This window comes from Oryzibacter oryziterrae (genome assembly GCF_021864535.1).
Classification (GTDB): Bacteria; Pseudomonadota; Alphaproteobacteria; order Rhizobiales; family Pleomorphomonadaceae; genus Pleomorphomonas; species Pleomorphomonas oryziterrae.
The window spans coordinates 347,839-370,484 of record NZ_JAKJIC010000001.1 but is presented as its reverse complement, the minus strand read 5'-3'; the positions used below and the strand labels follow the sequence as shown (position 1 = coordinate 370,484).

21 protein-coding genes are annotated in these 22,646 nt (G+C 61.0%); 6 read left to right on the top strand and 15 right to left on the bottom strand.

From position 1 onward, the window contains the following. Positions 1–2 precede the first annotated feature (2 nt). Complete coding sequence (locus tag L2I41_RS01685) at positions 3–1,127, bottom strand: BMP family ABC transporter substrate-binding protein (RefSeq protein ID WP_237151761.1); 1,125 nt, start codon at positions 1,125–1,127, stop codon at positions 3–5. A 218-nt stretch (positions 1,128–1,345) separates the two neighbouring features. On the opposite strand from L2I41_RS01685, the gene L2I41_RS01680 reads away from it, so the two are divergent. Together L2I41_RS01680 and L2I41_RS01675 are read left to right on the top strand one after the other, a co-directional pair. Then, a complete protein-coding gene (locus L2I41_RS01680) occupies positions 1,346–2,308 on the top strand; it encodes a LysR family transcriptional regulator (protein ID WP_237151760.1) in 963 nt (320 codons plus the stop codon). After that, the gene (locus L2I41_RS01675; protein ID WP_237151759.1) at positions 2,305–3,342 is read left to right on the top strand and encodes an isopenicillin N synthase family dioxygenase; all 1,038 of its coding nucleotides are present in this window, start codon (positions 2,305–2,307) and stop codon (positions 3,340–3,342) included. The genes L2I41_RS01680 and L2I41_RS01675 overlap by 4 nt, the downstream gene beginning before the upstream one ends. Positions 3,343–3,398: 56 nt before the next feature. Here the strand turns inward: L2I41_RS01675 and L2I41_RS01670 are convergent, their stop codons facing one another. Next, positions 3,399–4,442, bottom strand: coding sequence for a carbohydrate kinase family protein (locus tag L2I41_RS01670; RefSeq protein WP_237151758.1), 1,044 nt, complete (start codon positions 4,440–4,442; stop codon positions 3,399–3,401). Beyond that, on the bottom strand, positions 4,432–5,313 hold the full coding sequence (locus tag L2I41_RS01665) for a ketose 1,6-bisphosphate aldolase (RefSeq protein WP_237151757.1): 882 nt from the start codon (positions 5,311–5,313) through the stop codon (positions 4,432–4,434). The genes L2I41_RS01670 and L2I41_RS01665 overlap by 11 nt, the downstream gene beginning before the upstream one ends. A gap of 416 nt (positions 5,314–5,729) precedes the next feature. On the opposite strand from L2I41_RS01665, the gene L2I41_RS01660 reads away from it, so the two are divergent. Together L2I41_RS01660 and L2I41_RS01655 are read left to right on the top strand one after the other, a co-directional pair. Further along, positions 5,730–6,047, top strand: coding sequence for a hypothetical protein (locus tag L2I41_RS01660; protein WP_237151756.1), 318 nt, complete (start codon positions 5,730–5,732; stop codon positions 6,045–6,047). A 388-nt stretch (positions 6,048–6,435) separates the two neighbouring features. Then, entirely contained in the window at positions 6,436–6,876 is a 441-nt protein-coding gene (locus L2I41_RS01655) for an RrF2 family transcriptional regulator (RefSeq protein ID WP_237151755.1), read from the top strand. Positions 6,877–6,881: 5 nt separating this feature from the next. On the opposite strand, the gene L2I41_RS01650 is transcribed toward L2I41_RS01655, so the two are convergent. From L2I41_RS01650 to L2I41_RS01620, 7 genes are all read right to left on the bottom strand, one after another. Continuing rightward, positions 6,882–7,268 carry a RidA family protein gene (locus L2I41_RS01650; RefSeq protein WP_237151754.1) on the bottom strand — a complete coding sequence of 129 codons (387 nt, stop codon included), beginning with the start codon at positions 7,266–7,268 and terminating at the stop codon, positions 6,882–6,884. Positions 7,269–7,273: 5 nt separating this feature from the next. After that, positions 7,274–7,855 carry an NAD(P)H-dependent oxidoreductase gene (locus L2I41_RS01645; RefSeq protein ID WP_237151753.1) on the bottom strand — a complete coding sequence of 194 codons (582 nt, stop codon included), beginning with the start codon at positions 7,853–7,855 and terminating at the stop codon, positions 7,274–7,276. After that, positions 7,852–9,261, bottom strand: coding sequence for an FAD-binding oxidoreductase (locus tag L2I41_RS01640; protein WP_237151752.1), 1,410 nt, complete (start codon positions 9,259–9,261; stop codon positions 7,852–7,854). Before L2I41_RS01640 ends, L2I41_RS01645 begins: the two co-directional genes overlap by 4 nt. Continuing rightward, complete coding sequence (locus L2I41_RS01635) at positions 9,254–10,579, bottom strand: cytosine deaminase (protein ID WP_237151751.1); 1,326 nt, start codon at positions 10,577–10,579, stop codon at positions 9,254–9,256. Before L2I41_RS01635 ends, L2I41_RS01640 begins: the two co-directional genes overlap by 8 nt. After that, positions 10,579–11,388 carry an ABC transporter permease gene (locus L2I41_RS01630; RefSeq protein ID WP_237151750.1) on the bottom strand — a complete coding sequence of 270 codons (810 nt, stop codon included), beginning with the start codon at positions 11,386–11,388 and terminating at the stop codon, positions 10,579–10,581. The genes L2I41_RS01635 and L2I41_RS01630 overlap by 1 nt, the downstream gene beginning before the upstream one ends. Beyond that, complete coding sequence (locus L2I41_RS01625; RefSeq protein ID WP_237151911.1) at positions 11,388–12,149, bottom strand: ABC transporter ATP-binding protein; 762 nt, start codon at positions 12,147–12,149, stop codon at positions 11,388–11,390. Before L2I41_RS01625 ends, L2I41_RS01630 begins: the two co-directional genes overlap by 1 nt. 159 nt (positions 12,150–12,308) lie before the next feature. Further along, positions 12,309–13,313: an ABC transporter substrate-binding protein gene (locus tag L2I41_RS01620; RefSeq protein ID WP_237151749.1), complete on the bottom strand. Its 1,005-nt coding sequence runs from the start codon at positions 13,311–13,313 to the stop codon at positions 12,309–12,311. A 180-nt stretch (positions 13,314–13,493) separates the two neighbouring features. On the opposite strand from L2I41_RS01620, the gene L2I41_RS01615 reads away from it, so the two are divergent. Further along, a complete protein-coding gene (locus L2I41_RS01615; RefSeq protein ID WP_237151748.1) occupies positions 13,494–14,420 on the top strand; it encodes a LysR family transcriptional regulator in 927 nt (308 codons plus the stop codon). Between the two features lie 25 nt (positions 14,421–14,445). Here L2I41_RS01615 and L2I41_RS01610 read toward each other — a convergent pair whose 3' ends face one another. Further along, a complete protein-coding gene (locus tag L2I41_RS01610) occupies positions 14,446–15,243 on the bottom strand; it encodes a creatininase family protein (RefSeq protein WP_237151747.1) in 798 nt (265 codons plus the stop codon). A 420-nt stretch (positions 15,244–15,663) separates the two neighbouring features. Here L2I41_RS01610 and glf point away from each other — a divergent pair, with 420 nt between their 5' ends. Next, positions 15,664–16,809 carry a UDP-galactopyranose mutase gene (gene glf, locus L2I41_RS01605; RefSeq protein WP_237151746.1) on the top strand — a complete coding sequence of 382 codons (1,146 nt, stop codon included), beginning with the start codon at positions 15,664–15,666 and terminating at the stop codon, positions 16,807–16,809. A 114-nt stretch (positions 16,810–16,923) separates the two neighbouring features. Here glf and L2I41_RS01600 read toward each other — a convergent pair whose 3' ends face one another. From L2I41_RS01600 to L2I41_RS01585, 4 genes are all read right to left on the bottom strand, one after another. Next, positions 16,924–18,189, bottom strand: coding sequence for a glycosyltransferase (locus L2I41_RS01600; RefSeq protein ID WP_237151745.1), 1,266 nt, complete (start codon positions 18,187–18,189; stop codon positions 16,924–16,926). Between the two features lie 115 nt (positions 18,190–18,304). After that, entirely contained in the window at positions 18,305–19,606 is a 1,302-nt protein-coding gene (locus tag L2I41_RS01595; RefSeq protein WP_237151744.1) for a glycosyltransferase family 4 protein, read from the bottom strand. An 11-nt stretch (positions 19,607–19,617) separates the two neighbouring features. Continuing rightward, entirely contained in the window at positions 19,618–21,426 is a 1,809-nt protein-coding gene (locus L2I41_RS01590; protein WP_237151743.1) for a tetratricopeptide repeat protein, read from the bottom strand. After that, the gene (locus tag L2I41_RS01585) at positions 21,426–22,643 is read right to left on the bottom strand and encodes a beta-barrel domain-containing protein (protein ID WP_237151742.1); all 1,218 of its coding nucleotides are present in this window, start codon (positions 22,641–22,643) and stop codon (positions 21,426–21,428) included. The genes L2I41_RS01590 and L2I41_RS01585 overlap by 1 nt, the downstream gene beginning before the upstream one ends. Positions 22,644–22,646: the final 3 nt, after the last annotated feature.

Sequence of the window (22,646 nt, the reverse complement as noted above, 5' to 3'; positions counted from 1 at the left end):
CGTTACTGCGCCGCAGCCGCCGGCATGGTGCCGGTGATGCCTTCGACGAAATAATCCATGTTCCACAGCGCTTCGTCGCTGACCTTGTCGCCAGCCTTCACCGCCTCGCTACCATCCTGCTTCTTGAGCGGCCCCTGGAACGGATCAAGCTTGCCGGCGATCATCGCCTGCTTGGCCGCCTCGATCTTGGCCTTGGTGGCATCGCTGACGCTCGGCCCATAGGGCGCGAGATCGACGACGCCTGTCTCGATGCCGGCGAAGGCACCATATTCCTGCGGCGTCCAGTCGCCATCGATGATGTGCTTGATGGTCGGCACGAGATAACGGTCCCAGCGGAAGACCACGGAGGTCTGAATGCCCTTGGGCGCGGCCGCACTCATGTCGATCTGATAGCCGAAGGACTTGGCGCCGCGCTTTTCCGCAGCATCGAGCGCCGAGGCGGCACTGAGGTCGGTGGCGATCACGTCAGCCTTCTGGTCGAGAATGGCTTCAGAAACCTGGCCTTCCTTGACCGGATCCCACCAGGAGTTGGTGAAGACGGCGATGGTATTGATCGAGGGATCAACCGAACGGGCGCCCTGTGCGAAGGCGTTGATGTCCCAGTTGATCACGCCCACCGGGAAGCCACCGAGCATGCCGATGGTCTTGGTCTTGGTGGCGTCAGCCGCCGCAATGCCGGCGAGATACCAGCCCTGATAGGTGCGGGCGTAGAAGCTCTCGAGGTTGGCGCCATTGGTGGTGCCCGAAGCATTCAGGAAGGCGACATTGGGATAGGCCTTGGCGGCCTCGGCGATCGGCGCAGAATAACCGTAGGTTGTTCCGACGATAACGTTGAAGCCACGCTTCACATAGAGATCGATGGCCGCACGCAGCTTCGTCGCATCTTCGGGAATGTTCTCCGTCACCGCCACGGGCACACCGAGCTGATCCTCGACAGCCTTGCGCCCCTTGTCGATCGCCTCGTTCCAGCCGCCATCATTCACCGAGGCAGCATAGATGAATGCCACTTTCGGAGGCGCATCCAGTTTGAAGGCAAAGGCAGGATCGATCGCAAGGCAGCTGCCAGCGAGCAAGGCAAGCGCCAGGAACCGGCGCCGACCGGTCGCCAAGGGCGAAATGACGTTCATATGGTTCCCCTTATTTTTCAATTCATTGGTCGACATTCCTCACACGCCATCTCACCGCTTGGGATCGGGAGACGTCGTGGTGAAAAAAGTCGGCAAGCGTCCGGTCTGGCCGTTTTCTGACTCTTGCTTCCCACATTAAAGCCGATTACGGTCGTCCATGCAATAGAATTAGACATGTTCAAAACTAGGGCATTTCGTTCACAATCCTGGACGATGGCATGAATATCGAAGCGCTTGGCTCCTTCCTGAAGATCGCGGAAATGAAGTCGCTGTCGGCGGCGGCAAAGCTCTATGGCTTGCCGAAGTCGACGCTCAGCTTGCGCCTGAAGCAACTTGAGGGAGAAATCGGCACCGACCTCTTCATTCGCGATGGCCGCAGCATGGTCCTGACCGAGGCCGGCCAGACCCTGCTCGCCCACGCCCTCGACATTGTCGAGCGGTGCGAGGCGGCGCGGATCGCGGTGAGCGAAACGCTGGATGAAGCAGTCGGCACCCTGCGCATCGGCGCGACGGGCGAGTTCGGCACCGCCTTCTATTCCCAGATGATCCACGCCTTTCGCAAGCGCCACCCGAAAGTGCAGCTGGACCTCACCTTCTTTTCGCCGCAGGCCCTCTATCTCCCCGAGCGGCTGGAGATGATGGACGCCATCATCTCCTGGGACGACGGCAACGCCGAGGACAGCGAGACGCTTTGGACCGATCGCTTCGCCCTCTTTGCGAGCCGCGACTACCTGGCTCGCATGGGCGCTCCCTCGGCACCTGCCGACATCGACAATCACCAGGGCGTCCTGTTCCGATTGCCCGCCGGGCCGCAGGGCTGGCGGTTGCAGCGCGACACCGAGCAGATCGCCATCCTGCCGCGCAGTGATCTGATTGCCAACGAATATTGGACCGTCAAATATTTCGCTGTCGCCGGCGAAGGCATCGCTTATCTGCCCACCTTCTTCACCGAGATCGAATGCCGGCGTGGCCACCTCGTGCCCGTGTTGCCCGCCTGGAAATCGGCGGAACAGCGGGTGACGCTGCGCATGATCCGCCCGCAGGCCGTCTCGCACCGCATGGCCGCATTCCGCGACTTCTGTCGCGACTATTTCTCGCCAACTTACGTCTTTCACGGCCCTCGCTACTATGTCGAGACCGTGCTCAACGCCCCGAACGATCTACCCGGAGACCCCTCATGAAACAGCTTGAAACCGGCAATGGCGCGCGCACCATCGGTGCGGGCCTCGACCCCATTCGCGTCAGCTTCGACAAGATCCCCGTTATCGACCTGGAACCGATGTTCTCGGGCGATACCGACGCCAAGGCAGCCCTGGCGGCAGAGCTGCGCAAGGTGTGTACGGAGGTGGGCTTCCTCTACATCAAGAACCACCATTTCCCGAAGGACGTGTTGCAGAAGGTCTTCGCCATCGCAGAGGACTATTTCGCCCTGCCCGACGCCGACAAGATGGCCAACCATGTCTCCAAGTCGAAGAACCTGCGCGGCTACGCGGCGCTTCTTGAGGAGAACACCGACCCGACGGCGCGCGGCGACCTGCACGAGTCCTTCGACATTGCCCTTGAAGTTCCGGCCGACGATCCAGACGTTCTGGCCGGCAAGGTGCTCTATGGGCCGAACCAGTGGCCCGAGGGCAAGCCGGAGTTCCGCGCCGCGCTCAGCGCCTATCATGCCGAGATGATCAAGCTCAGCCATCACCTGCTGCACGCTTTTGCGCTGGCGCTCGGCCTTGAGGAAACCTATTTCGACGCCCTGGTCGACAAGCCGCTGGCCACCATGCGCATCCTCCACTATCCGCCGCAATATGGTGAGGTGGACGAGCGCCTGATCGGCATCGGCGCCCATTCGGACTATGAGTGCTTCACCATTCTGGCGCAGAAGGATGGCATCTCGGCGTTGCAGGCGCTGAACGCCGACAATCAGTGGATCGCCGCCGATCCCATTCCCGACTGTTTCGTGGTCAACATCGGCGACCAGATGGCCCGCTGGACCAACGACCTGTTCGCGTCCACCATTCACCGCGCCATCAATCGGTCCGGCAAGGAGCGCTATTCGATCCCCTTCTTCTTCGGCCCGAACTACGACACCGTCGTCGAGGCCCTGCCGAGCTGCGTTGACGAGACCCATCCCGCCAAGTATCCGCCCATCAGCTCCGGCGACTATGTGAACGGCCGCTTCACGGCGACCTTCGCCAGCTACGCCGCGCAGCAGAAATGACAAAAGGCCGGGGCGTCTCGACACGCCCCGGCCTTCTCTATCGGTTTCGCCCAGACTTACGTTCCGGAGCGATCGCGTTCGGCTATGTAGGAAAACAGGCGATCGCGCGACACGGCGCCGTCGGTAGCGGAGGCCGCAAACAGATTGAAATGCGCCAGCGCCGCGCCCAGCTTCACGCAAGTCTCGAGCGCACAGCTCTCGTGCAAGCCATAGAGCAAGCCGGCACAGAACGCATCGCCGGCACCGAGCGCGCTGACCACCTCCGCTTTGGGCACGCGGTAGCTCGGCAGCGCCACGCTGTCGCCGCTGCGCGACATGGCGACGGCGCCCTCGGGAAAGTGGATCGCCACCACAGAGCTGACGCCCATGTCGATCAGCGTGGCCGCCTGCCGACGGGCCAGATCCCAATCCACCTCCGCCCCTGCCGTCACCTTGGCAAGACCGGTGAGATTGGCCGCCTCCACATCATTGACGATCAGATAGTCGGTATGGGCCAGCGCCGGGCGCACGATCTCGCCATAGCGCGTGGGATCCGGATCGGAGATCAGGTCCAGCGATGTGACGAAGCCCTTGTCGCGCAGGATCTTGAGCGCTTCGGCCCCCCGGCTGCCGCAAGGTCCGCCGGCAACGTCGAGCCCTTGCAGGATCAGCAGATAGGCCACATGCGCAATGCGCGCCGAACTCTCGATTGCCCGGAATTGATCGAGCCCCAGCCGCGCGTTCGCCCCATGCGCATGGAAGAAGGTGCGCGTCGCATTGCTGCGGCTGATCATCACATGGGTGAAGGAGGTGGGCGCGTCGTCGAGAACGGCGATGCGGCGCGCATCGATGTGCCGCCGCTCGCACTCGCTCTGCAGATAGGCGCCGTCCTCGTCCCGCCCCACAAGGCCCGCCGCCGCCAGAGGCAGGGTCGGGTCGACAACGGCAAGATCGAACAGCACGTTCAGCACCCCGCCGCCCGGACTCATCGAGCTCTCGGTGATCACCTCAAGCATCGATTCAGCCGGATAGGCACCGATGCGGTGCATCTTGTCGACCAGCAGATTGCCGATGGCGAGGATGCCGCGACGCGCCACCCCGCCGGCCGGTTCACGCAGCATAATGAGACGCCTTGTCCACCGATCCGAAGATGCGCATCTGCTCGGCCACCGCCTCGGAAACACCCTTGCGGACGCGCTGCATCGTGAAGAGATAATGATCGTATTTGCGCGCAATCTCGTCGTCGGCAAGGCCCGAGGCCATGGCGTCCAGTGCCGCCTGGGACATGCCGGTGAAGAAATTGATCTTGGCGATGCCGAGCGAAATCGAACGCTGGAAGTCGTCGACGGAGAGGCCCGAACCGCCATGCAGCACCAGCGGCACCGGCATGCGCTGGTTCAGCACTGCCAGGCGGTCGAAGTCGAGCTTGGGCACGCCCTTGTACTTGCCGTGCGAGTTGCCGATGGCCACAGCCAGAGCGTCGATACCGGTGGAGCGCACATAGTCCACCGCCTGTTCGGTATCGGTATAGAGCGCAACATCGGCCGCGCCTTCAAGATTGCCGCCTTCGTCGCCACCAACAGCGCCGAGTTCGCCCTCAACCGAGATACCGCGGGCATGGGCGAGCTTGACCACTTCGGCGGTCTGTCGGACATTCTCTTCATAAGGCAGGTGCGAACCGTCGAACATGACGGAGGTGAAGCCGGCCTCGAGCGCCCGCATCACCGTCGGCATGGTCAGGCCGTGGTCGAGATTGAGCGTCACCGGCAGATTGCTGGCCGAAGCCTTGTAGCGCACATAGGCAGCCATGTCCTCAAGCTCGAAGAACTTCAGGTGCACCTCGGCAACGTTGATGATGATCGGGGACGACAGGCGCTTGGCTGCATCGAAGATGGCGTCGATATAGTGGCTGTCGACGCCATTGAACGCCCCCACCCCGAACTTGCCCGCGCGGGCGGTCTTCAACATGTCTGCGAGAGAAATCAGGGGCATGGTGCTATAGTCCTGTTCGGTTGACTGCCTTTGCGGCATATCCTTGGCCCGGTGCAGCACGGAGAAACCCCGGCGGAAGAACTGCGCCCGGTGCACGCAACGTCATACCCCTCGACTCCGGTCGCCCACAGCGGACGATGAAATTCCATCAGAACCTGAGAGCATAACTCGCGCAGCGCATCTTTGCCCCGACTGCCCAAATGGTTCAAGTCGTGTTTTATCTAAATGAAAATTCGTGATCGGTGGGTGACTGGCAAAGTCGATGAGCTACAGCCGAAAGATTTCCTGACGAAATCACATCAAGCCGAGACAGGACCAAAATGACAAAAAGAAAGGCCCGGCACGCCGAAGCGTCCGGGCCAGTTTTTCGGCCCGCGAGGAAGGCGGCAGAGCCGAGGGAGAAGATCTGAACCTATGTGACGCCGAAGGTGGTTGCAGGGTTTCCCTTCGCGCCGATCAATGTGGACAGCCCCGACGGGCACTCATCCGAAGCGAACAGCGTCATAGACCTTGCGGCCGCGGACCGGAGGAAGCCCACCACCGCGCCGGCGCAGGCGACGAGCCGCGCCTTCGGCTTCAAGCGCAGTGCGAAACACGGCGCCTTCGAGTTGGCGGAACTCTTCATCAACTGCATGGAAGGCGTATACCGCCCCCTGGGCTACCAAGATCCCGACGGCTTCATCGTCGAGCTCAATCAAATATCCTGCGGACATGGCAATTCTTTCGAAACCTGAGCACGGTCGGACGAAATCCCGGCAGAAGCCTTTGGGCTGCTCGTCCATGATTCGGGTTCATAACTACAGGGAGCATGCAGCAGTCGTGCGACATCGCCTGCCCCAGAGTTTCCGTGCCTGTCGCCATACCGGCTGCATTTTGTGTCGCCTTGAGCTTTTATCCTACAGTTGCAAGGATGCCGCCTATCGCGCCGAAAGCCGAGTTACGGCATCGCAAAAGTCCATTTGATTTGTAGATTTTTCGTGCTTTTGCCACGGAGAGACTGAAATAATGTTCCCTATCGACAACAAGTGACCCGATCCGCGGCCATTTGCGTGCGACGGATTGCCCCCCGCATTGACCCCAGAAGCGCCGCCAGCTATGCCGGATCATGGTTGGGGTTTGAACATGCTGACGAACAAGGGCAAATATGGCTTGAAGGCGCTGGTGCACCTGGCGCGCGTCGACGCGGACAAGCCGACGTTGATCGCCGACATTGCCAAAGCCGAGAACATCTCCAAGAAGTTCCTCGACGCCATCCTGCGCGATCTCAAGAACGCTGGCTTCGTCAGGTCCTGGAAAGGTCCGGGCGGCGGATATGCCCTCGCCAAACCCGCCGGCGACATCATGATCGGTCCGGTCGTCCGCGCCCTCGACGGACCGCTCGCCCCGATCGCCTGCGCCAGCCGCACCGCGTTCCAGCCCTGTGATGATTGCACCGACCTCAATGGCTGCGCTGTCCGCCTGACCATGATCGAAGTGCGCGACGCCATGGCCGCCGTACTCGACAAGCTGTCGCTCGCTGAAATGTCTGCGAAAACCGAGAATGCGCCCATCAGTCTCGATTGAGGGGCTCAGGCCCTGAGGGCCGTCACCTCCACCTCGACCAGAAACTCCGGCCGGGTGAAGCCCGAGACGATCACCAGCGTCGAGACCGGATAGGGCGCGCGGGTATACCGGTCACGTACCGCCATATACACGGGAAAATCCTCTCGCCGCGTCACGAAGCCCCCGATGCGGATCACATCGCCGAAGTCCATGCCGGCGTCGGCCAGGATGGCGCCAATCGCCTCAAAGCAGAGAACCGCCTGCGCTTCCACGTCAGGCGGCACCCGGTCCTCCGCACTGATCCCGAGCTGCCCTGAAGTCACCAGCATCCGCCCGCCAGCCGGCAGGGACAGCCCGTGACTGTAGGCCCCGAACGGACGGCGAACGTGCGGCGGATTGTGCGCGGTCTTCATGGCGATCAGAAGCGCTCCATCTTGCGGCGCACCTTGGCCAGAAAGGCACTGAGCGTCTCGGGCGTGGCATTGTTCATGTCGTAATGGGCGAGGAAGGTCACCGGCTTCCAGGGATTGATCTGCGCGCGCAACACGCGCTTGACGATCTTCTTGGGCGGATTGCCGGCGACGAACGCACGGAAGGGTGTCGCACCATAGGTCAAGACCGCAGCCATCTTGCGGATGTGACGCAGACGGCTCTCCACCTTGCCATCGACGAGCGCGAAGGACACGCCCGGCAGCCAGACGCGGTCGAAATAGCCCTTCAGCATGGCCGGAAAGCCGAAGTTCCAAACCGGCGTCACGATCACCAGCCCCTCGGCCGCCTTCAGGCGCTCGCAATAGCGATCCACCAGCTTCGTGTTCTCGGGATAGTCGTGATAGACGAGCCTGTCATGGCGCGACAGCACGGGATCGAAGCCCTCCGCATAGAGATCGCAGTCATCGACCTCATGGCCGGCGCGGATCAGGGCCTCGCGCGTTTCCTTGTGCAAGGCCGCGCCGTAGCTCGACTCGACCGGATGGGAAAAGAGCAGCAGCACTCTCATTCTGCGGCACTCAGCGCAGCAAGGCCGGGGAAGAGATAGGTCTTGCCGGCATTGAAGTCGAAATCGGGATTGTCCCAGGCAATCATCTTGCCGGGATTGAGCAATCCCTTGGGATCGGTCTCGCGCTTGAAGGCAAGCTGAACCTGATCGGTCTGCTTCATGCCGCCCTCCTCCAGCGTGTAGCGATGCGGGTTGAAGATCGGACAGCCGTTCTCCTCGTGAATGCGCATGATCTCTTCAAGCCGCTCCACCGTGGTGAAGCGCACAAGCGGCAGACCCGCAGCCTGGATCTCACCGTCGAACTTCATGAACTCCAGATGCCCGATCACCTCGTCACCGAAGATCTCCGCCATGCGCACGGCTTTCTGCACATGGTCAGGGCTGGCATACTGAACCTGAAGATAGGTGAAGGTGGGGTCCACCTTGAGCGCGCGCAGCGTCGTGTGGTTCCACGCGAGTTCATAGACTTCCGGAATGCCCTTGCGGCTCTCGAGCTTGTCGGAGCGGAAGGAGATCTCGGCTTTGCGCGTCGCGCAAAAGGCGGCGAAGGCGTCCATGGCGAAAGGCGCCACCATGGTCAGCACCACCGACTGGCCCTCGCCGATCCAGTTCTTGTGGCGGGTGAAGTAGAGCTCCGGCACCGGAGCGGCAATCACCGCAAGTTCCTTCAGCAGAATGCCGTTCTGATGCGCCAGCGCATCGGCAAAGCGGGCAGCCTCCGCGAAACTGGCACAGCCGACCATGACATCGACCCAGTCGTAGGCTGGAGCCAGCGGGATCTCCACCTCTGTGATGATGCCGTTGGTGCCATAGGCATGCGAGACCTTGTGCAGGTCGAGTCCCGTGAGTTCCAGTACGCGCGGCTCGGCCTCCATGGTTACGACGCGCAGGCGCAGGATGTTACCGAGGTCGCGCAGGCCACCCCAGGTGATCGAGCCGACCCCGCCCGAACCGCCGGCGACGAAACCGCCCAAGGTCGCCGTCTTGTTGGTGGAGGGATGGAACCGCACTTCCTGCCCGGATTCGGCGCGGGTGATCTCGTCCAGCTTGGACATGACGATGCCCGGCTCAGCGATCACGCGACCGGTATGGATCGCCTTGACCTTGTTCATGTTGGCCAGACTGAGCACGATACCGCCGGAGAGCGGCATGGCCTGTCCATAGTTGCCGGTGCCGGTGCCGCGCGCCGTGACGGGCACGCCATGGGCATAGGCAACCTTCAGAACCTGGATGACTTCCTTCTCGTTCGCCGGCGAGACGAGCAGATCGCCCTTCACATTGGCGAGCTGCTCTTTCAGCACCGGCGAGTACCAATAGAAGTCCCGGCTCTTCTGCAGCACGAGCTGCGGATTGTCCTCGATGGCGATACCCTCGAGGTCCCGTTTGATGGCGTCATAATCAGGCATGGCTCACTCCCAGGAGATCGTCGAGTTCGGAATAATCGGGCAGCACGCGATCGATGGCCCGGCCGCCACGCAGAACCACGCGGTCGGACTGCGGCCGCGACAGCAACTCGCTCCAACGCCGTGCCCGAAACACTACGAGTTCGGCCTTGCCTCCGACAGCGATCAGCCCTTTGTCGGCGTGCCCCAGAATGTCGGCCGGCGTGTGGGTGACCACCCTGCCCGCCGTATCGAGCGGATGGTCGAGATGCAGGATGCGAACCGCCTCGCGCAGCACCTCGACCGGGTCGAGATCGCCATAGGCATAGAAGGGGTCGCGCGTGTTGTCCGAGGAGACGGCCGTCCGCACGCCGGCAGCAGCCAGTTCATGGAACAGCGTCACCCCGCGCCACCGAGGCGTCCGCCCGGCATGCCGATCCTGCAGATACATGTTGCACATGGGCAGCGACACCACGGAAATCTCCGCCTGCGCCACCAGATCGATGACCCGCTTCGCCGTTGCCTCGTCCTGTCTGGCAAGCGAGCAGCAATGACCAACGGTCACCGCCCCCTTGAAGCCATGGCGCAGCTTGGCGCGTGCAATGGCCTCAAGCGTCAGCACCTCGCGATCCTCAGTCTCGTCGACGTGCAGGTCGATGTCGAGTTCGGCCCGAGCGGCGGCGGCGAACAGGGCGTCGAGCTGTTGCTCGATATGCGGATGCAGATAGGTCACCCCGCCGAGCAGACCGCCCGAGGTCGTCACTACTTCGACGAGGTCGTGGAAGAACGCTTCATCGGCGATGAGGTCGAGCGGAAACAGCGCGACGGCCTGCAGATCGATCCGGCCGCGCCAGCGCTCGCGCGCGCTCTCGAACACTTCGAAGGAAATGCGGTGCTGCGGCGCCAGGGCGTCGAGATGGGTGCGGATCAGCTGGGTGCCATGGGCAAAGGCCGTGCGCAGCGAGAAGTCCATGCGCGCAGCCACGTCCTCGGCGGACCAGTGGGTGATCCGATCGCGCGTTACCGCCTCGATGGCTCCGGCAAAGGATCCATCGGGATTGGGATTGCGCGGCGACGTGTGCCCCTTGTCGAGATGCGTGTGCATGTCGGTGAAGCAGGGGAAGATCATGCCGCCGGCGAGATCCACCTTGGCGATGTCGCCCACATCCTCATGGGCGGGACGAATGGCTTCGATCCGGTCGCCAGCAACGATGATATGCGCCCTGACAAGCCCTTCCCGCAGCTTGCCAGCCACGGGTCGCGCCAGCAGATTGGCGGGCAGCGCCGCATTGGTGAACGCAAACCGCTGCGCCTCAGGCAGGGCAATGAAATCCGCCGACATCAGTTTTCCCTCTTGAGGCTGCTTTCATGCCAGCGGTGCAACACCAGCCAGGAGATGAAGGAGGTAAGGGCGAAGATGGCGACACCCAGCGCTGACAACATGAACAGCGCCGCAAACAGGCGCGGAATGTTGAGGCGGAACTGCGCTTCCAGCAGGCGAAAGGCAAGCCCCGACCCGACGCCGCTCGACCCGGCCGAGAACTCCGCCACCACAGCGGCGATCAGCGACAACCCACCGCCGATCTTGAGGCCGGTCATGAAATAGGGCTGCGCCGCGGGGATCTGCAGATACCACAGCGTCTGCAGGCGGTTGGCGCCATAGAGTTCGAACAGATTGAGGTGGTTGTGATCGACGCTCTTCAGCCCCTGCACCAGATTGGAGAGGATCGGAAAGAAGGCCACCAGAAAGGCGCAGACCAGCAGCGCCACTTCGGTCGTGGGCGCATAGATCAGGATCAGCGGCGCGATGGCGATGATCGGCGTCACCTGCAGAACCACGGCGATCGGATAGAAGGCAAGCTCGATCCAGCGCGACTGCACCAGGAAGATGGCGAAGGCCGAACCACCGATCAGCGCCAGCCCTAGCGACAGGAAGGTGATCTTGGTGGTCACCAGAAAGGCCGGCCACAGGATGGACCAGTCTTTGACCAGTGCCTGCAGGACCATGATCGGATCGGGGAGAATATAGGCTGGCGTGTTGGTCGCCCGAACCACGATATACCAGGCCACATGCATCGCAAGGACGACACCCACGGGGATCGCGATCTGCAGCACCCGATCCCTGGAGAACAGGCCATTATCGGACAGCATCAGTGGCCTCCCGCGTCATGCATGGCGCCGGCAAGCGAGTGCGACACGCGCTCGCAGGTGCGGCGATAATTCTCGGACGTGCGGAACTCGCCGTCACGGTCGACGCCCTCGTTGACGGCGAAGTCCTCGTGGATGCGACCGGGCCGCGCCTTCATCACCACGATGCGCGACGACAGATAGGCCGATTCAAACACCGAATGGGTGACGAAGATCACGGAGACGCCGGTGTTGCGCCACAGGCCGAGCACATCCTCATTGAGCTTTTGCCGGGTGATCTCGTCGAGCGCGGCGAAGGGCTCGTCCATCAGCAGCAGCTTGGGCTTGGTCACCATGGCGCGCGCGATCGAAACGCGCATCTTCATGCCGCCGGAGAGTTCCCGCGGATAAGCCTTGCCGAAATCTGTCAGGCCAACCGTGGCGAGCGCTTCCTCGATGCGCGGCATCGCGTCCTTGCGGGAGACGCGCGCCAGCTGAAGCGGCAGATAGACATTGTCGACCACGGTGCGCCAGGGCAGCAAGGTCGGCTCCTGAAACACGAAGGAAATGTCGCCCTCAGGCGTACCGCGCGCGCCGATCTGCGAGCTCGGCCAGTCGACTTCGCCCGACGACACACCGCCGAGCCCGGCAATGATCCTGAGCGCCGTCGACTTACCGCAGCCGGATGGCCCGAGCAGACTGACAAACTCGCCCGCGTGCACGGTCAGCGACACGTCGGACAGCGCCTGCGTTCCATTCGAGAAATTCTTCGACACCGAGCGCATGGTCAGCAAGGGTCGCGTCGACTTGACCGGGGTAATCACGGGCGTCTCTTTTTCAAGCTCTGTGTTCAGGGCTACGGGGACCGTCGCGCGGCCCCGTTCTCTTGTGCCCATGCAAGTTCCGTCCCGGAATCTCCGGGACGGACCATTTCGCTTGAAACCTCACTTCTTGAGGTTCATTCCGACGCCCTTGCAGACGAACTTGGTCGTGAAGGCCTTGGTGTAGTCGGTCTCAGGCTTGAACACCTTGATCGACACCATCGTGTCGAAAAACTTCTTGTACTTGGCGTCGGTCATGCAGCCGATACCCTTGTCGAGCGCCTCGCCCGATTCCAGGATGCCATACTCCTTCATCTTGGCGATCGAGAAAGCGATCTGACCATCCGTCATTTCCGGATTGTCTTTCTTGATCAGATCGTTGGCACCCTTGTTGTCTCCGTAGAGATAGTTGTACCACCCCTCGATCGAGGCATCGACGAAACGCTGCACCAGATCCGGATTGCTCTCGACCAGGCTGGTCTGCACCGCAATCGTGGTCGAGTAGGGCGCATAGCCCTGATCGGCCAGCAGATAGACCACAGGCTTGAAGCCCGCCTGCTTCTCGACCTCATAGGGTTCCGAGGTCAAATAGCCCTGCTGCACCGAATTCGGATCGGCAATGAAGGGCGCCGGATTGAAGGTATAGGGCTTGTACTGCTCATCCTTGAAGCCCTGGAAATTGGCCTTCATCCACTCGAAGAAGGTGGTGTAGCCTTCCTTGCCGAGGAAGATGGCGTCAGACTTGGCGAGGTCGGCGAACGTATCCATGCCGACACCCGGATGCGCCATCAGGATCTGCGGATCCTTCTGGAACATGGCCGCCACATCCATGATGGGAATGCCTTGCTCCACGGCGGACAGTTCGCCCATGCTGCCGCCCATGTAGAAATCGATCTTGCCAGCCACCAGCAACGCGCTGTTGGCCGCATTCGGTCCGCCCTGCAGGATGGTGACATCCAGGCCGTATTTGGCATAGGTGCCGTCGGCGATAGCCTGATAGTAGCCGCCATGCTCCGGCTCGGCGAGCCAGTTGGTGCCGAAGGTCACCTTGTCGGCAGCCTGCGCCGTCACCGAGAGGCTCAAAGCGCCAAAGACGGAAATCGTGCTGATCTTGATGGTGTTGCGCATTCCGCGTCGTTCCCCTCTGTCGACCAAGCGCCTCTGACACGAGGCGAATAAAGGCAGTGGACCACTTGCAATGCGCGTTGAAAAGCACCTAATTGTGCACACTTTGATGCCTTTTCGGCATCTCGATCACGATTGTTGAGCGCTTGGGCAGGCTGCTCAAAAAATGAACTGGAGTTGATGATGCTGCACTCACGCAAGCTCCTTTACATCAACGAAATCGCCAAATGCGGCTCGATCCGCAAGGCGGCCGAGCGGATGAACGTGGCGTCATCGGCGGTGAACAGACAGATCCTCGCCCTTGAGGAGGAGCTTGGCGCTCCGATCTTCGAGCGGCTGCCCCGTGGGCTGCGGCTCACATCGGTCGGCGAGCTTTGCGTCGAGCATATCCGGGACGTGCTGAAGAACTACGAGAAGCTGCAAGGCCGCATCAAGAACCTGAAGACGCCGCAGGCCGGCAAGGTGTCTCTGGTCACCACAATCGGCCTTGCCGCCGGTCCGCTACCGTCACTGATGGCCCGCTTTCTCGAAGAACACCCGCGTATCCGCGTCCTGGTCCGCAGCGACGGCGGCGTCACGACGTCCATGCCAGTCATCGCAGGCGAAGTGGATCTGGGGCTTGGCTTCAACATCCCCGCCCTGCCCGGCATCCGCTCCGTCGCAAATTTTGACGTGCCGCTCGGAGCGGTACTTCCGGTCGGTCACCCGCTGGCGGAACGGGAACGCATCAGCATCGTGGACATGATGCAGGAGCCGCTGCTGCTCGCCCTCCCCGGCACGTCGCTGCGCGACACCATCAACCTCGCGGTCGCGCCGCTGCCGATCTCGGTCGAACCCATTCTCGAGACAAACTCGTCGGAAATGATCAAGGCGCTGATCCGCAAGGGTGCCGGCGTCAGCTTTCTCAATCCCCTGGACGTACTGATGGAATGCCGGCGCGGCGAACTCGTCTATCGGCCGCTGACGGATGCGCATGTGCGACCGCAACCGATGAAGCTCTTCGCCCGCGCCCGCGCTTCGCTTGATCCGGCGACATCCGTCTTCATCGAGTTCCTGCTAGGCGAACTCATTGAAATGATACGGGAAGTGACCGAGCCCAAGCTGGCCTGAGAAAGCCGTTCCGGCCTCTACGGTCTCAGCCCTTGTAGAGATTGGACAGCGGATAGCCGGTCAGGTCTGCAATCAGGTCGATGAAGCCGCGTGCCACATGCTCGCAATAGAGCCGGCCCTTCTCGGCGTTGGCATTGCTGGCATCCCCCACCACGCCGGCCGGATTGAGATCGTGCGCGATCCAGGCGAGCGAGTGCGGCGGCAGCGGCTGCAGATACTTGGTATTGGCGCGCATCCACTCTGCCTTGGACACGAAGTTCTCCGCCTTGTCCATGCGGACGAGATCGGGCCGCAGGTACAGCATCATCGATGTCTCGACGTCGCCGCCATGGATGCCATAGGCCATCTCGTGCGCGCTGAACAAACCGTCCGGACTGCCGAAGCGGCTCCACTGAGTGGACACCACAGCCATCTGAAAGCGCACTCGCATTTCGCGGGCGACGATGCTCATCAGGTCGAGATTGCCGCCGTGCGAATTGACGATGATCATCTTGCGCAGTCCAGCTTCCGACACCTTCTGCCCGATCGTCGTCCACATCTGAATCAGAAGCTCGGCCGGCAGGGACAGCGTGCCCGGGCCGAACACGTGCTCATTTGCCTTGCCGATTTCCTGCGTCGGCAACACCAGCACCTTGAAGTGATCGGGAAGGATCTTGCGGACCTCGCCGAGGAGGCCATTTGCGATCGCCACATCGGTAGCGACAGGCAGATGCGGACCGTGCTGCTCGGTCGAAGCGAGCGGCAAAATGGCAATGGTCGTTTCCGGATCAAGCGCGGCGAACTCGGGGCTGGTCAGCTCATTCCAATAGAACCGGTCCGTCATCTTGCACCTCGTCCGTTTGCATACACTCACGGACCTAGGAAAAAACGCCCTCTCTGAAAAGCATCAATTTCCGCTCGAACAGATGCCATTTTGCGATCGGTTGAAGAATCAATCCAGCAATCCTGTACCGCAAGGGCACTACGGGCAACACCAGTTGCAAAAACGCCGATCCCTAAATGGACTGCCCACCAGCCGTCTTCGATCTACCAACATACCCGCCCCTCAACCCCAGTCACAGGTGTTTCCTTCGCTGTCAAAACGCGCGAGATGAAGCGAGTAAAGCTACTGAGTTTCGTTTGATGCCAAGGACTTATGATATCCATTCAGGCGCTCTCGACGAGCCACATATCGTCTTTTCCTTTGCCTGAAATACTTGAAATGATATCACTGGCAGTAAGTGTTTTGGAGAGCACCACGACAATGAAGTTTGCAATTGTAGGAGCAGGGCTTTCTGGCGCGGTCATCGGACGAGAACTGGCGGAAGCCGGACACTCTGTCACAATATTCGAGAGCCGCGCCACGATTGCCGGCAACTGCCACACGGAGCGCGACGCTGAGTCTGGTGTCATGGTGCATGTCTATGGACCACACATCTTCCACACTGACGACGAAGAAGTATGGCACTATGTCAACGGCTACCAAAGATTTATGCCTTACCAAAACCGTGTGAAGACGACTTCTCGCGGTGCCGTCTATTCGCTCCCAGTCAACTTACATACCATCAATCAGTTCTTCGGAAAGACCATGCGGCCGGATGAGGCACGCACTTTCATCGAAAGCAAGTCTGACCAGACAATCACCGAGCCTGCGAACTTCGAAGAGCAAGCACTACGCTTTATCGGAAAGGAACTGTACCAAGCCTTTTTCGAAGGTTACACCCGCAAGCAATGGGGCCTTGACCCTAAGTCTTTGCCCGCTTCGATCTTGAAGCGCCTGCCCGTACGTTTCAACTACGACGACAACTACTTCTTCCATCGTTTCCAAGGTATGCCGGAGAATGGCTACACCGCGATGATCGGAGCAATACTGGACCATCGTTGTATCTCTGTTCGTCTTGGGACACGCTTTACGCCTGCTGAAGCATCTGCATGGGATCACGTATTCTGGTCGGGGCCGTTGGACGCCTGGTTTGGCTTTGACCTTGGCCGCCTAGGCTATCGCACTCTGGATTTTGAGATGTTTCGCCATAATGGCGATTGGCAAGGCTGCGCAGTAATGAACTACGGTGATGCGGATGTTCCATGGACACGCATCACGGAGCACAAACACTTTTCCCCATGGGAACACCACGATGGGTCGATCCTATACAAGGAGTATTCGCGCGCCTGCGAACCGAGCGACATTCCCTACTATCCGATCCGCCAGATCAACGAGAAGGCGCTCCTCGCCAAATATGTCGCGCGTGCGAAAAACCTGGCAGGAGTAACCTTCGTCGGTCGCCTAGCCACGTATCGCTATCTCGACATGGACGTGACGATCCGCGAAGCACTTGATGTAGCGCGAGCAACTTTGAGCGCAATCGCAGTTGATCAACGTCCGCCGCCTTTCCATGTTCAGATGGATTGATCATCCCAAGCAATTCAGCGAGATCGGCGCCAAAACGCCAATTTTGCTCCTGAAAGGCTACTCTTACCCAAGAAAATTCTCGTGCTGGTGCGGACCCAAATCGGGAAGCCCTCATCACGAACTACGACATGTCTGATCGGGAAATTTGCCGGTACCATGGGTATTTTTGCACGCAACCATACCGATAAGATCCCGAAATTTCGGCAAACTGTGACGATGCAGTTCGTACTTATTGACTATGGTCTCGCGAGCATGAGTTCGAACGTAATCAAGCTCTTCGTGCGGCCTGGCCAGCAGATCGGCAACAGTATCGGCAAGAGTCTGGATGTCGAAGAAATCGACAAGATAGCCGTTGTGGCCCGCGTTGATCACTTCCTCCACCGGAGGCGTTTTCGATCCGACGACGACGCAACCCGTTGCCAACGCTTCGAACAACGACCATGACGCTATGAAGGGATAGCTCAAGTAGCAATGGACAGACGAAATCTGCAGAACGCGGAGATGCTGGGCGTAGGGAAGCTTGCCGAGGAAGTGCACCCGGCTCCAGTCGACGCGATCGCCGAGTTCAGCCTGAAGCTCGTCTTTCCAGCTGTTCCCCGACGGCGGCATCGGACCGTAACTTGCACCGAAGCCTCCAACGATCAGGACTTGGGCTGAGTGTCGCGTAGCGAGTAGGCGCGGCAGCGCTCGCACGAAGATGTGAAACCCGCGGTAGGGCTCAAGATCGCGCGCGCAATAGGTTACGACCTCATCATCGAAACCAAGCTGTTGCCCGTTACCGAGATTGATCCGAGCCTGCCGGTTGGGGCGGACTACGGCGGTATCTACCCCCTCATGCAATACGGAAAGTTTGCCCTGGTAAACCGGTGGGTACAGGCTGCGCTGCCAACGGGAGGCGATGAAGCCCCAATCAGCGGCGTCGAGATTCACAAGCTCCGAAGCCACGCGAGCGCGCAAGCGGAACGCGATATCGGACGGCTCCGGAAACTCCGGATCAAAGCCAACATCCGCGCCCAGCGCCCGGTGAAAGAATTCGAAATATCCAAGGACCGGCGCATCTGGCCAGACGTCCTTCAAAAATGTGGTTTCACCCCAACCAGTGTGGCCGATGACGATATCGGGACGAAACCCCTCGCGATCGAGCGCGCGACAGGCGCCGACCACCGCAAGCCCGAAGGCAATGGCTTCCTCGTAGTAGCGAGTATGTGGCAGTGAACTGTGCTGGACGGTCGGCGGCATATAGCGGTGCTGGCGCACCCCCTCGACCGCCTCCAAATGGGTATGAGCGAGTGCGACAACCTGATGGCCGCGTGCTGCAAGGTCACGTGCAAAATGGACGAATTGTCCCGGAAAGCTTCTGTGAAGGAACAGAACTTTCACAGCCCCCTCCATTTCATCCGGACTTGCGAAGTACTATCAGCGGCACGAGCGAAAGTTGCACCCGCTCGACCCCAGCCCAAGAGCAAATCGTCCGGTGCCAGCGCCACCTTCCACATCATGCAGCTGTTCTTTGCAAGCTGGCATAAATTGCGAGATGGCGTTCGGTCCACTCTGCAACCGACATCGGCTTGCGCATTGATCGATACAGCCGGTCCCAGACTTCTGGATTTGAAGCAAGCTGAAGCATGGTTCCGGCCATGTCGAACGGATTGCCCGCCTGAAAATGATAGCCATCGCGACCGGGCACCACCTTCTCCGCCATGCCGCCAATGTTGCTGCAGAGCACCGGCCGCTTGTGAGCGAGCGCCTCCTCGATGACAAGAGGCGAGTTTTCCCACCAGACCGAGGGCACCACGACCCAGTCGGCGGCGGACATCAGGCGGGGAAGATCCTCGAACCGGTAGGGTCCGGCAAAATGCACCCGACCGGCATTGCGGATCAGCGCCTTGGTCACCGCCTCGACATATTCGTTCTTGTTGTATTCCAGATTGGCGCCATGGACGACAAGACGCAGGTTCAGTCGCCCAGCTTCAGCGGATTGCGACATCAGCTCAAACGCCTTCAACAGCTCAAGCAATCCCTTGTAAGGGTTGATCTGTCCGAAAAACGCAAATTGTGCCCGGCCTTCGCTGGGACCAAGCGGACGCGGCGGCAGGGGACGGAACGAGCGGGTCGCATTGTCGAGAGCAAGGATCTTGTCGGCCGGAAGCCCCCAGTCCACATAGCGCCTGCGGAGAAACTCGCTCGGCGAGATGAACAGGTCGACCATCTCGAAATGCGACTGGATGAACTTGTTGCGCAGCAGGAATTCAGTCGGCGGAATGTCGGGATAGCAGCCTGTACAGTCTTGCGGGCTTGAGGCGTAGCACAAGGTCCGGCCATCCGATTTCACCATCTGACCATAGTTGTGGCAGATGGCCAGGTACTCGTGGAGCGTCAGCACGATCCGCACGGACGGCAACAACCGGCGCGCCAAGGCAATGAACTCCAGGCCAATCTTTGTGTAGTGATGGAGATGAATGACATCAGGTGCCAAGTGCCGAAGATAGTCGGCGAATTCATCGAAAATGTCGCTCTTCTGAGAAAACAGGAAGTGATCGAAGTCATGGGTGAACAGGATGGTCTCATCCTCGCGCCCCTGAAACGAGGAAAACGGCGTGCCGCCACGCTCATAGGCCGGCTTGCCCGTCCAGGCCAGAAACGAAGCCTTGATGGACGGACTCTTCTTGAGTTCGGTGAACAGGGAATAGGCGCAATGCTCGGCACCGCCCGCCGACAGGTCCGGGTGCCCATGTGCGACAACAAGTATTTTTTCCACCACGATCTCGCCCCCACCCTTTTGAAAATCCCGGCTCATCAAAATTTCGATCAGTGTCGGGTCGACGCGCTGCCTGCTTCCATCATCGCCTCGCCCTCTTCTACGAACATTTCGAACATGTCGTCGCCCCCCTCTCCCGCGGTCCACCGACGCAGGATCTCAAGCCCTTCGGCCGCCTTGGTGAAACCGAGGTCAACAGCGCGCTCGAACCACGCGCGCGCCTGATCCAGATCGACATCGACGCCCTCTCCTCTTGCAAGCATGACACCGACGTTGCAGGCTGCAGCGGCATGCTCCGCCTCCGCGGCAGCTCGATACCACTTCAGGCCACGCACGGGATTTCGTCCCACGCCGATCCCCTGACAATAGAGCTGTCCGAGATGAAACTTGGCATCCCGGCTGCCGGCAAGAGCGGCCGCGTGCAAGAGGGCGTGCGCGCGTTTGGGCGCCGCGGGAATACCCACGCCGGTTGCCAGGATAACGCCGAGCATGACCTTGGCTTCCATATCCCCGTCGGCCGCCGCCTTTTCCAGCCATCGCGCAGCAAGGCTCGGCCGGCGCGGCGTGTCGCGCCCGGCAAGCAGCAATTGCGCCAGACGAACCTGCGCCCGCGTGTCGCCTTGCTCGGCTGCACGGACGAACCAGTTCACGGCTTCGTCGGCATCGCGCTCAACGCCGATGCCGCGGATGAGACATGTAGCGAGATTGACCTGAGCCGCGGTGTGCCCCGCTTCCGCCGCGGCCCTGAACCAGCGAACGGCGGCGCGCGGGTTGGCCGTCACCAAATCGCCACCGGCATATTCGAGACCGAGCTGAAATTGTGCATTGGCATCGACGTCGGCCGCATTGCGCAACCAGGTCAATGCTTCGGACGGGGAGCAGATGAGAAGGCCACCCGTTCTATAGGCCTGCGAAAGTCGCATCATGGCCGCGATCATTCCGCTGCGGGCAGCCTTCAGCAAATGGGTCTCGGCGCGAAAGCGCGCTTCTTCATCAACATCTACAGCCGTCAGATACAGCAGACCGAGATGGTAGTCGGCATAAGGGTTGCCCCCCTCGGCCGCCTTGGCCAAAAGGCGGGCCGCCTCGACGAGGTCGCGATCAACGCCCTTTCCGTTGACATACAGGAGTCCGAGTGCAAGGCAGGCAGTGTCGTGTTGCCGCTCGATCGCACGCGTATAATGGGCAGCGGCGGCAGGATCATCACCGGTCTCTTCGGCAAGACGGCCGAGACCGTAGGCCGCCTCCGCGCTGCCCTCGCGGTCCGCTTGCACCAGCCACTGCTCGGCGGACGCCAGATCCTTCTGGCATCCGAGACCAACGAGCAGCATGAGACCGAGATTGGCAGCGGCCTTCACATGGCCGGCGGTTGCGGCGGCATGCGCCCACCGGAAGGATTGCTCCGGATTGCGCAAGGGTCCAATCCCCTGCGGAAACAAGGCGCTGCGATTAAGGTCAGCCGACGTCGCATCTTGTGCCGCCGCGGCCTGATACCAGGCCTGAACCTCCCGCAGGTAACGTCCGCCACGTTCATCAAGCGTCAGAAGGCTGAGTTCGAATTGCGCCTCGGTATCGCCGAGTTCCGCCGCACGGGCGTACCAGCGAGCCGCATCGCCCAGAGAGACGAGCACGCCGGAGCCCGCGGCATAAAGGGCTCCGATCCTCGCCATTGCCCGGGCATGATTGCTGCCGGCAGCGGCCTCGAAAAGTCGACGCGCACCGGTAAAGTCACCCTTGGCGGCCAGTGCCTCGCCCCGTGCAAACAACCTCTCCGCGCGCGGCCGCAGAGCAGCGCCCAGCCCGGACAGGACCGCATGAGCCGTTGCGCTCAACCACGTCGTGGCGGGACCGCCCTCCATCAGTCGGCCTCCCGGAAGGCTTCCGATCCGGTCCGAACAAAGCCCTTGAGCATGTAACGCAGCAGCGAGCGCGTGCCGACATTGATGTCCGCCGTCAACGTCATGCCCGGTTTGAATTCGAAGCCGGCCGGCATGTCGTAAAGATCGGTCTGCGCCAACTCTATGCGCACCTTGTAGACTGCTGGTGCGCCGGGTGCTTCCGTCGGAACTCCGCTGATCGACCGGACTCGTCCGACGAGGGCCCCGTGCTCGGCATATTCGAAGGCATCAAGCTTGATGCGGACCTTGTCTCCAACTTGTACATAGCCGATGTCGCGCGGCAATATGGAAACGTCCACTTCCGGTTCGGCGACGTCCGGCTGCAGGGTGACTAAGGCTTCCTGTTGCGCGATGAGTGCGCCAACCGGCTTCTTGGATACGAAAGTGATCATGCCGTCATCGGGCGCGACAAGACGCAGCAAGTCGGCATGCCGAATTACCTTTGCCGCCTGTTGCTCCGCATCATCGAGCGACTGCTGTGCCGCCAACCGTTCTTCGCGCAGTGCCGCGCGCTGTCGCTCCAGCGCGAGATCGTGCTCGCCAACAAACAGGGTCAGCTTTCGCTCGGCATCGTCGCGCGGCTGCCCGGCTAACTGCTCAACCGCCCCTTGGAGCAGTTCCCGCTGAGTGTCGAAGGTCTTCTTGACGATAGCGCTTTCAGCGCGGCGGCTGCCGAGCAGTTCACTCTGCAGGGCCAGAGCCTTGGCCTGTTGCGGATCGCTGCTGGCAGAGGCGGTCGAAAGCTGACCGTCGTTCAATTCGGCTTCGATGCGCGCAAGTTGCGCCCGCAGACCCGCGATCCGAATTTCCAGCGCAGTCCGGTCCGCATCAATGAACGTGGTATCGAGCGTCGCCAGGACCTGCCCTCGCTGCACGTGCTGTCCCTCCGACACATTGAGGGTACCGAGCGGTCCGGTTTCGACGGCGACGAGCGTGACAGCCGGCTTGGGAGAAACGATCTGTCCGCTCACCGGACCGACGACGCGATCGATCTGAACGAGCGTCGTCAGCACGAACAACGCAACCATCAGCGAAAACAACAGCACTATGGCCACGCTCGCGCCGAAGGGGCCGCGGGCCGCGCGAATTTCGCCCTGCTCGGACTCAAAGACCGAAATGAGGCGCTCGACTTCCTGGTCCTGGCTTGTTGCTTGCTTTTCGGCCTTCGACGCACGCATAGG